Raw genomic sequence first — 12,373 nt, 5'->3', positions numbered from 1 at the left:
CGCCCCGGCCGTTGTCGGAGGCGGTGGTTACCGTAGGCGCATGCCCGATTCCGAAGACGTCCGACGCATCGCCCTCTCGCTGCCCGAGACGGTGGAGAAGGAGGCCTGGAGCATGCCCACGTTCCGGGTCGCCGGGAAGATGTTCCTGACGCTGCCCGACGACGAGTCGTCCTTCGCGGTGCGCTGCCCCGCGCACGAGCGGGGCGAGCTGATCGCGGCCGAACCGGAGAAGTTCTGGGTGCCGCCGCACGAGGCCGGGTCGAACTGGGTGCGGGTCCGGCTCGCCACCCTCGACGACATGGACGAGCTGCGGGACATCGTCGCCGACTCCTGGCAGCAGGCCGCGCCCCCGCGGCTCGCCGAGGCGGCCGGCCCGGCCCCGGCCGCCGGCGGGTGAGGACGGGGCTCCCGACCGTGTGCGTGCCCGCGGGCCGACGACCTCGCCCTCGGCCGGAGACGACGTCCGACGGCTCCGACGGCCCCTCGGTGGTGTGACGAACCGACGGGGCCGACGGCCGACCGGCCAGGCCGCACGATGACCGGCGGGACCCTTCGCCGATCCGGAAGCCACCGTGCGACTTACGGAACCTCCGGATTCCGCGAACGCATTTGTGCGGCACTGTGGTCCCATGCGATCGCGCCCGTACGTACTGCTGTCCGCGGCCTCCTCGCTGGACGGATACCTGGACGACACGAGCACGACCCGGCTGCTGCTCTCCAACGCCGAGGACTTCGACCGCATCGACGAGGTGCGCGCGGGAGTGGACGCCATCCTCGTGGGGGCCAACACCATACGGTCGGACGACCCGAGGCTCCTGGTCTGCTCCGCCGAGCGCCGCCGGCGGCGGGTCCGCGCGGGACTGTCACCGACACCGGTCAAGGCCACGGTCACGCAGAGCGGCAAGCTGGACCCGGGCGCCCGGTTCTTCACCACGGGGGAGTGCGAGAAGGTCGTCTACACGACCTCCGGCGCGCGCGACCGCGTGAGCGGACGCCTGGGCCGCGTCTGCACCGTCGTCGGCGCCGGCGAGCCGCTGGACGTCCGGATCCTGCTCGCGGACCTCGCCCGGCGCGGCGTCGAGCGGCTCATGGTCGAGGGCGGGGGAGTCGTCCACACCATGTTCCTCAGCGCCGGAGTCGTCGACGAACTGCACCTGGTGTACGCGCCGTTCTTCGTCGGCCAGGCCGGCGCCCCGCGCATGGTGCACCCCGCGGCCTTCCCGCAGAACCCCCGGCGGCGGATGACGCTCGCCGAGACCCGGCAGATCGGCGATGTGGTGCTGCTGCGCTACCTGCCGCGGCAGGAAGCCTGACGGCGGTGGCCAGGTCGGCGGGGGTCCCGGCCGCCCGTGGACGAGGGCGCCGGCGCACGAGGCTCCTCCGCCGCGCCGCCGGCCGCGGCCGCAGTGCCGCCCTCGGCGCACCGCGGGCCCGGGCGGTGGCGCCGCAGCCAGCACACGTCGCGGCCGAACGACCACATCAGCGAGGCCAGCGCGAGCACCGTCAGGGCCGCCGAGACGCCGCCGGGCACGAGCCCCGAGCAGGCCACGAGCAGGACGACGCCCTGCAGCGCCGCCACCGTCTTGCGCGCGAGGCTCGGCGGCAGGGGCGCCCCGAGCCACGGCAGCACCCACGCCGCCGCGACGAAGGCGTAGCGCATCGCACCGATCACCAGCACCCACGGGCCCAGCGTGAGGGCGAGCCGTGCGCTGAGCACGAGGATCAGGAAGGCGTCGACCTCCATGTCGAAGCGCGCGCCCAGGGCGGAAGCCGTGCCCGTGCGCCGGGCGACCTTGCCGTCCACCGCGTCGAGCGCCAGCGCCACCGCGGTCAGCCCGGTGAGCAGCGGCGCGCCGTCCGGCACACCTCCCGCCACCATGGCTGTCACACCACCGACGAGGACGGCACGGGTCAGGGTGACCTGGTCGGCCGGGCCCAGCGAGCGCCGTCCCGCCCGCCGCAGGCCCGCGGTCAGCAGCGCGAAGGTGCCCGCCGCGCAGCCCATCCCGGCGAGCCACCCGGCGGCGTCCAGGCCCACGGCGGCCCACAGCGCCGCGAGCAGCGCCAGCTGCGCCGCCGCCGCCCCGGCCTGCCCCCGGCCGGCGGTGCCCCCGCGGAACTGCGATCCAACGGTCATCAGGGCCATGAGACGTCCCTACCTGTCGCCCGGGCGGCACAGCCGCGTACGGTACGGGCCCGGCCCACCCGGACGGCGGGTACCAATCGCCCGGCATGGAGTACGGAGGAAAGCGGTGGAGCGTTCGGCGCGTGCGTTCTGGCTTCGCGAACCGGGTGAGGGCGAGATCCGGGAGGTCGCCCTGGCGCAGCCCGGCCCGGAGGAGGTGCTGGTGCGCACCCTGTACTCCGGGGTGAGCCGCGGCACCGAGACCCTGGTCTTCCGCGGCGGGGTGCCCGTGAGTCAGCGCCGGGCGATGCGGGCGCCGTTCCAGGAAGGCGAGTTCCCGGGGCCGGTGAAGTACGGCTACCTCAACGTGGGGGTGGTCGAGCAGGGGCCGCCCGCGCTGTTCGGCCGCACCGTGTTCTGCCTCTACCCGCACCAGACCCGCTACGTCGTCCCGGCCACCGCCGTGACGCCCGTGCCCGGCGACGTCCCGGCGGGCCGCGCGGTGCTGGCCGGCACCGTGGAGACCGCGGTCAACGCGGTCTGGGACGCGGCGCCGCAGATCGGGGACCGGATCGCCGTGGTCGGCGCCGGCATGGTCGGCTCCAGCGTCGCCGCCGTCCTCGCGGGCGTGCCCGGCGCGCGCGTGCAGCTCGTGGACGTCGACCCCTCCCGTGCCGCCGTCGCGGAGGCGCTCGGCGTCGGCTTCGCCCACCCCGACACGGCGGAGGGCGGCTGCGACCTGGTCGTCCACGCCAGCGCCACCGAGGCGGGGCTCGCCCGCTGCCTGGAACTGCTGGAACCGGAGGGCACCGTCGTCGAGCTCAGCTGGTACGGCGACCGGCGGGTCGGCCTGCCGCTGGGCGAGGCCTTCCACTCCCGCCGCCTGGTCGTGCGCAGCAGCCAGGTCGGCACCGTCTCACCCTCGCGGCGCACCCGGCGCACCTACGCGGACCGGATGGCACTGGCCCTGCGCCTGCTCGCCGACCCGCTCTACGACGCCCTCGTCACAGACGAGAGCGACTTCGAGGAACTGCCCGCGCTGATGCGGCGGATCGCGGGCGGTGAACGCTCCGGGCTCTGCCACCGTATTGCCTACCGAACCGGTTAGTCCTTCGGCGAAGGGTGTCCCCGCGTGTTCAGTCTCACCGTCCGCGACCACGTCATGATCGCCCACAGCTTCCGAGGCGAGGTCTTCGGTCCCGCCCAGCGGTTGCACGGCGCCACCTTCCTGGTGGACGCCACCTTCCGCCGCCCGGAACTCGACGCCGACAACATCGTCGTGGACATCGGCCTGGCGACCCAGGAGCTGAAGGCGGTCCTGGCCGCGCTCAACTACCGCAACCTCGACGACGATCCGGACTTCACCGGGATCAACACCTCCACCGAGTTCCTCGCCAAGGTCATCGCCGACCGCCTGGCCGACCGCGTGGCCGCGGGCAGGCTCGGGGCGGGCGCACACGGCCTGACCGGCATCAGCGTCACCCTGCACGAGTCGCACGTCGCCTGGGCGAGCTACGAGCGTTCCCTGTGAGCGGCCCCGCACGCCCGGCCGCCCCCGCTCCGGCGGGGGCCGCCCCCGCGTACGCCGTTCTCCCGGGCGACGTCGACGACGCCACCACGCCCAGCGGCGGCAACGTCTACGACCGCCGCCTGAGCCAGAGCCTGGCCGCGGCGGGCCGGCCGCTGCGGGAACTGGCCGTGCGCGGTGCGTGGCCGTATCCGGACAGCGCGTCACGGCAGGCACTGGCAAGGGCGCTCGCGGCGGTGCCGGACGGCGCCGCCGTCCTCCTCGACGGGCTCGTGGCCTGCGGCGTCCCCGAGGTCGTCGTCCCGCACACGCACCGGCTGCGCACCGCCGTCCTGGTGCACCTGCCGCTCGCCGACGAGACCGGCCTCGACCCCGCGGCGGCCCGCGCACTCGACGCCCTGGAACGCCGGACCCTGCGTGCCGCGGCCGCCGTCGTCACCACCAGTCCCTGGGCGGCCCGGCGCATCGCCGAACGGCACGCGCTGCCGGCGGGCCGGGTGCACACCGTCGTGCCCTGCACCGACCCCGCGCCGCTCGCCTCCGGCACCGACGGCGGGACGCGGCTGCTGTGCGTCGCCTCGCTGACCCCGCGCAAGGGGCACGACGTCCTGGCCGAGGCCCTGGCCGCGGTCGCCGACCGGCCCTGGACCTGCCGCTGCGTGGGCCCGTACGGCCGGAGCGGCGAACACCTCGCCCGGGTGCGCGAACTGATCGGCCGGTACGGCCTCGGCGACCGCGTGCACCTCACCGGCCCGCTCACCGGCGAGTCCCTCGCGGCGGAGTACGCCGCCGCCGACCTGCTCGTCCTGCCCTCCCGCGCCGAGACGTACGGCATGGTCGTCACCGAGGCCCTGATGCGGGGCACCCCGGTCCTGGCCACCACCGCCGGGGGAGTGCCCGACGCTCTGGGCCTGGCGCCGGACGGCACACCACCCGGGGTCCTCGTCCCGCCGGGGGACGCCGCCGCGCTCGCCGCGGCGCTGCGCCGCTGGCTGGACGACGCCGGGGCGCGCGGCCGGTTGCGGGCGGCGGCACGCCTGCGGCGTGCGACGCTGCGCGGCTGGGAGCATGCCGCTCGGGAGATGGCCACGGTGCTGGAACTGCTGCGGGAGGGAACCCGATGACCCCGTCCGAGACCGCCGCCTTCCCTCCGCACTGGCTCGCCCTGCGCGAGGGCGCCGACGCCGCGGCGCGTGCCGCGGACCTCCTCGGGCCGCTGCGCGAGCACCTCGCGGGCACGTCCCGCGGCAGCGGCCCGCTCGTCCTGCGCGACCTCGGCTGCGGCACCGGCTCCATGGGCCGCTGGCTCAGCGGACGGCTGCCCGGACCGCAGCACTGGATCCTCCACGACCACGACCCCGCTCTGCTCGCCCTGGCGGCGGCGAGCCTCACCGGCCGCACGGCGGGAGGAAGTCCCGTCACGGCCGAGACGCACGAGGGCGACCTCACGAGGCTCACGGCGGACGACCTGGCCGGGACGTCGCTCGTCACCGCCTCCGCGCTGCTGGACCTGCTCACCGCCGACGAGGTCGACGCGCTCGCCGCGACCTGCACCGCCGCCGGGGTCCCCGTGCTCTTCGGCCTCAGCGTGGTCGGCGAGGTGGAACTCGGGCCGCCCGACCCGCTTGACGCGGCCATCGCCGCCGCCTTCAACGCGCACCAGCGGCGAAGCGCCGGCGGCCGGGCACTGCTCGGTCCCGACGCCCTCGCCGCCGCCACCCGGGCGTTCACCCGGTACGGCGCCGCCGTCACGACCCGGCCCAGCCCCTGGCGGCTCGGCGCGGACCGGTCCGCACTCACCGCGCAGTGGCTGCGCGGCTGGGTCGGCGCCGCAGTCGAGCAGGAGCCCGGCCTGGCCGGCGCCGCGGAGCCCTACCTGCGCCGCCGGCTCGCGGACTGCGCGGCCGGACGGCTGACCGCCGTCGTCCGCCACGGCGACCTGCTCGCCCTGCCCGCAGGGGAGGGCCGGTGAAGCGGCGGCTGTGGGCCTGGCTGCGGCTGCTGACCGGCGCGGGCATCCTCGCCGCGCTCGTGTGGCGGCTCGGCGCCGGCGCGTTCGTCGACGGCCTGCGGGTCGTGGACGGCCCCGCCGTGCTCGCGGCCCTCGCCATCGGCCTGTTCACCACCGTGTGCAGCGCCTGGCGCTGGTGCCTGGTCGCCCGCCGACTGGGCCTGCGGCTCCGCCTGTCCAGGGCCGTGGCCGACTACTACCGTGCGCTGCTGCTCAACGCGGTGCTCCCGGCGGGTGTGCTCGGCGACGTCGAGCGGGCCGTCCGGCACGGCCGGCACTCCGGCGACGTCGGCCGCGGCGTACGGGCCGTGGTCCTGGAGCGGGCCGGCGGCCAGGTCGTCGTCATGGCCGTCGGCGGCGTGGTCCTGCTGACCCACACCTCCCTGCTCGAGGCCGTCGCCGGGGACCTCATGCCGGGCTGGGACGCCGCGAAGGCCGCGGCCGCCGCGCTCGCGGTGCTGGCGGTCCTCGGCGGGTGGCTGCTGTGGCGGCGCGGCGCCCAGGGGCGGCGGGCGCTGACCGCCGGGCTCGCCGACGTCCGCTGCGCGCTGCTCGACCGCGGCACCTGGCCCGGCGTCCTCACGCTGTCCGCGGCGGGACTCGCCGGCCACGTCGCCCTGTTCGTCGTCGCGGCCCGCGTCGCGGGCTCGTCGGCGCCGGTCGACGCGCTCGTACCGCCGCTGGTCCTGGCTCTGCTGGTGATGGGACTCCCCGTCAACATCGGTGGCTGGGGCCCTCGGGAGGCGGCGGCGACGCTGGCGTTCGGCGCCGCGGGCCTGGGCGCCGAACAGGGCCTGCGGACCGCCGTCGTGTACGGCGTGCTCATCCTCGTCTCGAGCCTCCCCGGCATCGCCGTGCCGGCCCTTCCGGCCCTGCGCGCCCTGGCCTCCCGCTGTCAGCCGGCGGCGGAGGGCGCCGTCCCGCTGCCCAGATCGCGGACGAACCGGAGCCAGGGCCTGCCGTCCAGTTCGACCGTCCCGACGGAGACGAACCCGGGACGGGTCAGCACGGCGCGCGAGTCGGCGTTGTCGAGCGTGGCCGCCGCCCACAGCGCGGTCAGCCCGTACTCCCCGGCGGCTCGGGCGCACACCTCGTGAACCCCGTGGGTGGCGAGGCCCCGTCCGGCCGCGCTCTCGGCGATCCGGTAGCCCAGTTCGGCCGCCCCGTCCGCCACGTCGACCAGGTTGACCCGGCCCAGGATCCCGCCGTCGCCGTCGCCGTCGCCGTCGCCGTCGCCTTACGGCGTCAACCAGGACGTGAAAGTGGCAGAGCCCGGCCTCCTGCTCGGCGAGCAGCGCCCGGTGCCGCTCGTCGAAGTGCGCGAAGTAGGCGTCGCCCCGGTCGGGTATCGACGCGGCGAAGTACGCCCGGTTCTCCTCTTCGAACTTCAGGAGCGCGGGGGCGTGGTCGGGGCGGAGGCGTTCGAGTCGGGGCATGCCTCGATGGCAGGCCGCGGAGGCTGCCCGTATGACGGGTCCCTCGCATGTCGGCGCGCCGATGGCACGGCTGATGCGCCACCACGGCCTCGGCCTCGGCGGCGTCGAGTGCGGTCCCGTGGCGCCCGAAACGGCCGCGCCGCGGCGGCCGGCGCTGACGCTGGGCCGGCGTCCCGGGGGCTTCTGCCACTGCGGGACGCGGTCCCACCGATCCGGGGTCTGCGCGGACGTCCCCGCCGCAAGCCCCGGCGTATGTACGCCGACCGGGGCTACGACTTCGACAAGTACCGCCGCATGCTGTGGAAGCGCGGCATCAAGCCCATGATCGCCCGACGCGGTGTCGTCCACGGCTCAGGACTGGGCAAGGTGCGCTGGGTGGTCGAGCGCGCCTTCGCCTGGCTGCACCAGTTCAAACGGCTCCGCACCCGCTACGAACAACGCGTCGACCTCCACCACGTGCTGCTCGAACTGGCCTGCCCCTCACATGCTCCGCCGCCTGCTGAACCTCATTCTGAAACGATCAGTAAAGGGCCTGTGCCTCACGGCGTCCACGAGCGGTGCGGTGGGGCACGGACGCGAGGAGCTGACCCCGGAAACCGCTCGGCGGGTTCGCGGCCGTGCTCGGCATCCCCGTCGTGGACCTGGCCGTCCTGACCGGTGCCGAGCCGCCGTCCGATGTCCCGCCGCCCGACGGGGCGGCCGCCCACGCTGCAGCGCTGCCCGCCGAGCTGTACCCCTGACGGACGACCAGGCCCGGCAGGTCGAGGAGACCGCTCGGTCCCTGCTGAGCAAGTGAACCGGACCGGTCGCTCCTCACGAGGCGGGCGAGGCCGCGGCCTTGCCGGTGCGGGCGTGGCGGCCCCGGCCGGGCCTCTCGACGCCCAGCGCGTCCTTGTCGGAGACGAAGAGGGCGGCGACCGCGGAGACGAGGGCCAGGCCCGTGCAGAGCACGAAACCGGCGTAGTAGGCGCTCAGGTTGGCCGTGGTGGCGCCCGCCGTCACGGTCGTCGTGCCGACCGCCGTGAGGAGCGTGGCGATGAGGGCCGTCCCGAAGGCACCTCCCAGTTGCCGCTGCATGTTGAACACGGTCGCGGCCCGGCCGGTCGAGGGGCCGGGGATGGTGGCGAAGGCGGCGTTCTGCGCCGACATCATGACGTGCCCGATGCAGTAGCCGAGGACGAAGAGCACCCCGCGCAGCACCCAGGGCGACGTGGCCGTGGTGAACCCGGTCATCACCGCCACGCAGACGCCCATCCCGGCCGAACCGCCCACCATGAGCCAGCGCGGCCCGATCCGCCGGTACAGGCGCGGGGCGATCTGCGCGGCGGCCATCACGCCCACCGCCTCCGGCCAGGTCGCCAGGCCGCTCTCGAAGGCGTCAAAACCCAGCGCCTCCTGAAGGAACATCGGGTAGAGCCACACCGTGCCGAGGAAGACGGCGCTGAGCGGGAACATCACGATGGTGTTGGCCCGGAACAGCCGGTCCCTGAAGAGCTCCAGGTCGAGCATGGGCATGCGGATCCGCCGTTCCACCAGCACCATGGCGCCCAGCGCCGCGACGCCCAGGAGCAGCGGCACGAGGATGCCCGTCGTGCCCCAGCCGTCGCCGGCGCCGTTGGCCAGCGCGTACAGCGTCAGCGAGAGGCCGCCACCGGCCAGCAGGAAGCCGAGGAGGTCGAAGCGCCCGGGGCGGTCCAGCCGGTAGTCCGGCAGGAAGAGGAGGCCGAAGACGACGGCCGCCGCCCCCACGGGCAGGTTGACCAGGAAGACCCAGTGCCAGGACACGGCGTCGCACAGCCAGCCGCCCAGCACCGGGCCGACGGCCGGGGCGATCGCGGTCGGCACCATCAGCGCGCGCTGCGCCTTGATCCGCTCGGCGGGCGGGTAGGCCCGGAAGAGCATCGTCTGGCCGACCGGGACGAGCAGGCCGCCGCCGGCGCCCTGCAGGATCCGGTACAGGGTGAGCTGTTCCAGGCTGGTCGACATGGCGCACAGCGCCGACGCGCCGGTGAAGGCGACCAGCGCGGCCAGGAACACCCGGCGGGTGCCGTACCGGTCGGAGAGCCATCCGGCGACGGGGATGAACACGGCCAGGCTGACCAGATAGCCGATGTTGACGCCGCCCAGCCCCGAGGCGGGCACGCCGAAGTCCTCACCGATGGCCGGCACGGCGACGTTGACGATGGTGGTGTCCATGATCGCCATGAACAGCGCGGCGACGAACACCACGGCGACCGCGGTGGTCGGCGGAATCCTGCGTGCCAAGAGGAAGCTCCTCACTCGGGGCGCCTCCTGCGCGGCGGACCGCTCCGGACGACACCGGTCACGGCTTCCAGATAAGCCCGGCCCCCGGCGCGGCGCACGCCGGAGTCACCCGGGTGCGTGTACCCGCCGGTTACCGGTGGCTCATCGGCCGGTCCAGCGGGGCGGGCGCCGCTCGCGGAACGCGGTGATGCCTTCGCGCGCGTCCGCGGAGGCCAGCACGGTGCGGGTCGCCTCCTCGGTGGCCCGCCAGCCCAGTTCGTCGGATCCCGACAGCCAGGCGTCCATCGCCGTCAGGCTCGCCTGGACGGCGACCGGGGCGTTCTCGCAGATCCGCGCCGCGAGCGCGAGGGCGCCCTCGAGCGCCTCGCCCTCGGGGGTGACGCGGTTGACCAGGCCGGCGGCGTGCGCTCGCGCGGCGTCGACACAGTCGCCGGTCAGCACCATCTCCCTGGCCAGGTTGACGGGCGGGGCGCGCGGGCCGCGGAACAGTCCCGCGCAGGTGGGGACGAGGCCGAGGCGCACCTCCGGCAGCCCGAAGCGGGCGGTCGACGCGGCCACCACCAGGTCGCAGGCGAGGACCAGTTCCATCCCGCCGCCCAGCGCGGCGCCCTCCACGGCGGCCAGCAGCGGCTTGCGCCGGTGACGGCGGATCAGCCCGTACTCGCCGCCGCGCTCGGTGACGTAGTCGCCGATGGCGCCCAGGTCGCTGCCCGCGCTGAAGACGCCGCCGGAGCCGGTGAGGACACCGGCCCATAGCTCCGGATCGTCCTCCAGGGTGTTGAACGCCGTGTCGAGCGCCCCGGCCAGCTGCCGGTCCACGGCGTTGCGCTTGTGCGCGCGGCACATCCGGATGAGCAGCACCCGGCCGTGCCGCTCCGTGCGCACCGGCGGCTCCCCGGACAGCTCGGGCCGGGCCATGGCGGGCACCCTCCGGTCGGTGGTCGTCCCGTGCGGTCGCGGGGACCAGCCGACGATACCGCCACGCCCCACGCCGGCGGGTCCGGCCGGTGGACCGGGCGGCCGCCGCACGGCACGATGTGCCAGGGACCGTACGAGGAGGGCGCCGTGGAGGCCGAGCAGGACGACGTCACCGACGAGCTGCCGCGCTGGGTTCAGCTGGCGGAGGTCGACAACATCCGTGATCTGGGCGGTCTGCCCGTGCGGGGCGGGGGCACGACCCGGCGCGGCGTCGTCTTCCGGGCCAGTACCCTCCAGGAGGCCACGGCGCAGGACGTCGAAGTACTCCTCGGCCGCTACGGGTTGCGTACCGTTCTCGACCTGCGCGCCCCCGACGAGGCCGCCTGCGAGGGGCACGGCCTGCTGGCGGACACCGCTGTGCGCCGGATGAACCTGCCGGTCAGCAGGGTGCAGGCGCTGGTGACCGACGCGGTCCCCGCGATGACCGAGGACGACGGCGACACGACCGGCTTCTACCTCGGACTGCTCGACGGCAGCGGCGATTCGCTGGTCGCGGCGGCCCGCGTCGTCGCCGACACCGACCACCACGCCGTCGTCTTCCACTGCGCCGCGGGCAAGGACCGCACCGGCGTGCTCGCGGCCCTGCTGCTCGACGCGGTGGGGGTCTCCGCAACGGCCATCGCCGCGGACTACGCGCTCACCGCGCAGCGCGTCGTCCGCCTCCGGGCCCGCCTGACCCGCTTCCCCTCCTATCGCGACCTCCCCGCGGTGGAGCATGCCTACATGGCCTCCGAGCCGGGCGTCATGCGCCGCTTCCTCAGCACCCTTCACACCGCCCACGGCGGCGCGGGCCGCTGGTTGCGCGACCGCGGCCTGACGGCGGCCGAACTCGCCCGTCTGAAAGAAGTCCTGGTCGCCCCGGCCCAGACCCGCCTCGGACCGACCCGCCCCGAACCGACCTGCTCCTGACTGACCGCCCCCTGACCGGCCGGCGCCCCTGACCGGCCGGCGCCCCCCGGCCGGCGTCGCTCACAGGCCGAGCGCCTCGGCCTCCTTCGCCGGGTCGAGGCCGACGGCCGGCCGGTCGGGGCGCAGGGGTGCCGCGCCGTTCAGGGAACGCATCCACTCCCACGTGTCGGCGACGGTCTCGGCGGCGGGCCGGCAGCGCAGGCCCGTGGCCAGGGCGCGGGAGACGTCGCCGGTGTGCAGCGTGTCGTGGAGCTCGCCCGGCGGGAGCCACACCGGAAGCTCGGTCCAGGGTTCGATTCCCGCGGACAGCACCGCCTCGGGTGCGGTCCAGCGCAGTTCGGCGTCCGAGCCGGTCACCGCGACGCAGGCGTCGAGGAGTTCGCCGGTGGTGGTGTGCCCGGGCGGGCTGACGAGGTTGTAGGGGCCGCCCAGGCCGGACCGCGCGGCGTCCAGGACCCAGGCGGCCAGGTCGCGGGCGTCGATGTACTGCAGGGGCAGGTCGCGCGGGCCGGGGGCGAGGACGGGGCCGCCGCGGGCGATGCGGGTGAGCCACCAGGGCAGGCGGCCGATGTTCTCGTAGGGCCCCAGGATGAGGCCCGCGCGCACCAGGAGGGCGTGCTCGCCGAAGGACTCGGCGGCCGCGAGTTCGCCGCCGCGCTTGGCACGGGCGTAGTCGACGTCGGCTCCGTCGCCGGGGGAGGCGTCCACGACGGGACCGTCCTCGTCGAGTCCGGCCGCCGCGGGATAGGTGTACACGGAGCGGCTGGAGATGTAGGCGTACGTCCGGGCACGGCCGGCCAGCAGACGGGCCGTCTCCCGCACGGCGGCGGGTGCGCCCGACCAGGTGTCCACGACGGCGTCCCACTCGCCGTCCGCGAGGGCGGCGAGACCGCCCTCGGCACCGCGCTCCCCGAGCAGGGCGGTGGCGCCGGGCGGAGCCTGGTGCTTGCCGCGGTGGAACACCGTCACCTCCCAGCCCCGTTCGAGTGCGGCCTCGACGACGGCGCGTCCCACGAAATCCGTACCACCCAGCGTCAGCAGTCTCATACCGGCCACTGTGCCCGCTCGCGCGGCCCGGCATGGGCGATCACGCTCTGGGCGCAACGGGATATGCGTCCGGG

General features: G+C 75.4%; 12 protein-coding genes and 2 pseudogenes. 9 read left to right on the top strand and 5 right to left on the bottom strand.

Annotated elements, in window-relative coordinates; all coding sequences use genetic code 11:
* Positions 1-40: 40 nt before the first annotated feature.
* Both ACRWND_RS11980 and ACRWND_RS11975 read left to right on the top strand, forming a co-directional pair.
* On the top strand, positions 41-397 hold the full coding sequence (locus ACRWND_RS11980; protein ID WP_431948685.1) for an MmcQ/YjbR family DNA-binding protein: 357 nt from the start codon (positions 41-43) through the stop codon (positions 395-397).
* Positions 398-629: 232 nt separating this feature from the next.
* Positions 630-1,313, top strand: a complete 684-nt coding sequence (locus ACRWND_RS11975) for a RibD family protein (protein ID WP_431948684.1) — start codon at positions 630-632, stop codon at positions 1,311-1,313.
* Here ACRWND_RS11975 and ACRWND_RS11970 read toward each other — a convergent pair.
* Entirely contained in the window at positions 1,289-2,137 is an 849-nt protein-coding gene (locus ACRWND_RS11970) for a CDP-alcohol phosphatidyltransferase family protein (RefSeq protein WP_431948683.1), read from the bottom strand. The two genes, ACRWND_RS11975 and ACRWND_RS11970, sit on opposite strands and share 25 nt — an antisense overlap.
* Before the next feature lie 115 nt (positions 2,138-2,252).
* On the opposite strand from ACRWND_RS11970, the gene ACRWND_RS11965 reads away from it, so the two are divergent.
* Genes ACRWND_RS11965 through ACRWND_RS11945 form a run of 5 tightly spaced genes read left to right on the top strand, consistent with a single transcriptional unit; the run spans position 2,253 to position 6,761 of the window.
* On the top strand, positions 2,253-3,233 hold the full coding sequence (locus ACRWND_RS11965; RefSeq protein WP_431948682.1) for a zinc-dependent alcohol dehydrogenase: 981 nt from the start codon (positions 2,253-2,255) through the stop codon (positions 3,231-3,233).
* A gap of 24 nt (positions 3,234-3,257) precedes the next feature.
* Positions 3,258-3,656 (top strand): 6-pyruvoyl trahydropterin synthase family protein, encoded by a 399-nt coding sequence (locus tag ACRWND_RS11960; RefSeq protein WP_431948681.1) that lies wholly within the window; start codon positions 3,258-3,260, stop codon positions 3,654-3,656.
* Entirely contained in the window at positions 3,653-4,777 is a 1,125-nt protein-coding gene (locus ACRWND_RS11955) for a glycosyltransferase family 4 protein (RefSeq protein WP_431948680.1), read from the top strand. Before ACRWND_RS11960 ends, ACRWND_RS11955 begins: the two co-directional genes overlap by 4 nt.
* A complete protein-coding gene (locus ACRWND_RS11950) occupies positions 4,774-5,625 on the top strand; it encodes an SAM-dependent methyltransferase (protein WP_431948679.1) in 852 nt (283 codons plus the stop codon). Before ACRWND_RS11955 ends, ACRWND_RS11950 begins: the two co-directional genes overlap by 4 nt.
* Positions 5,622-6,761 carry a lysylphosphatidylglycerol synthase transmembrane domain-containing protein gene (locus tag ACRWND_RS11945; RefSeq protein ID WP_431948678.1) on the top strand — a complete coding sequence of 380 codons (1,140 nt, stop codon included), beginning with the start codon at positions 5,622-5,624 and terminating at the stop codon, positions 6,759-6,761. Before ACRWND_RS11950 ends, ACRWND_RS11945 begins: the two co-directional genes overlap by 4 nt.
* On the opposite strand, the pseudogene ACRWND_RS11940 reads toward ACRWND_RS11945, so the two are convergent.
* A pseudogene (locus ACRWND_RS11940) lies at positions 6,710-6,838 on the bottom strand (GNAT family N-acetyltransferase); the annotation flags it as partial. The gene ACRWND_RS11945 and the pseudogene ACRWND_RS11940 overlap by 52 nt on opposite strands.
* A gap of 442 nt (positions 6,839-7,280) precedes the next feature.
* On the opposite strand from ACRWND_RS11940, the pseudogene ACRWND_RS11935 reads away from it, so the two are divergent.
* Positions 7,281-7,574 (top strand): annotated as a pseudogene (locus tag ACRWND_RS11935) (transposase); the annotation flags it as partial.
* A 339-nt stretch (positions 7,575-7,913) separates the two neighbouring features.
* Here the strand turns inward: ACRWND_RS11935 and ACRWND_RS11930 are convergent.
* Positions 7,914-9,365 (bottom strand): MDR family MFS transporter, encoded by a 1,452-nt coding sequence (locus ACRWND_RS11930; protein ID WP_431948677.1) that lies wholly within the window; start codon positions 9,363-9,365, stop codon positions 7,914-7,916.
* Between the two features lie 141 nt (positions 9,366-9,506).
* Positions 9,507-10,283: an enoyl-CoA hydratase-related protein gene (locus ACRWND_RS11925; protein WP_431948676.1), complete on the bottom strand. Its 777-nt coding sequence runs from the start codon at positions 10,281-10,283 to the stop codon at positions 9,507-9,509.
* Between the two features lie 147 nt (positions 10,284-10,430).
* On the opposite strand from ACRWND_RS11925, the gene ACRWND_RS11920 reads away from it, so the two are divergent.
* Entirely contained in the window at positions 10,431-11,252 is an 822-nt protein-coding gene (locus ACRWND_RS11920; protein ID WP_431948675.1) for a tyrosine-protein phosphatase, read from the top strand.
* Positions 11,253-11,312: 60 nt separating this feature from the next.
* Here the strand turns inward: ACRWND_RS11920 and ACRWND_RS11915 are convergent, their stop codons facing one another.
* Positions 11,313-12,299 carry an NAD-dependent epimerase/dehydratase family protein gene (locus ACRWND_RS11915; RefSeq protein ID WP_431948674.1) on the bottom strand — a complete coding sequence of 329 codons (987 nt, stop codon included), beginning with the start codon at positions 12,297-12,299 and terminating at the stop codon, positions 11,313-11,315.
* Between the last annotated feature and the right edge of the window lie 74 nt (positions 12,300-12,373).

Origin of the sequence: Actinacidiphila sp. bgisy167 (assembly GCF_965342175.1) — a bacterium.
Taxonomy (GTDB): Bacteria; Actinomycetota; Actinomycetes; order Streptomycetales; family Streptomycetaceae; genus Actinacidiphila.
This window is presented reverse-complemented; position numbering and strand designations above follow the sequence as displayed.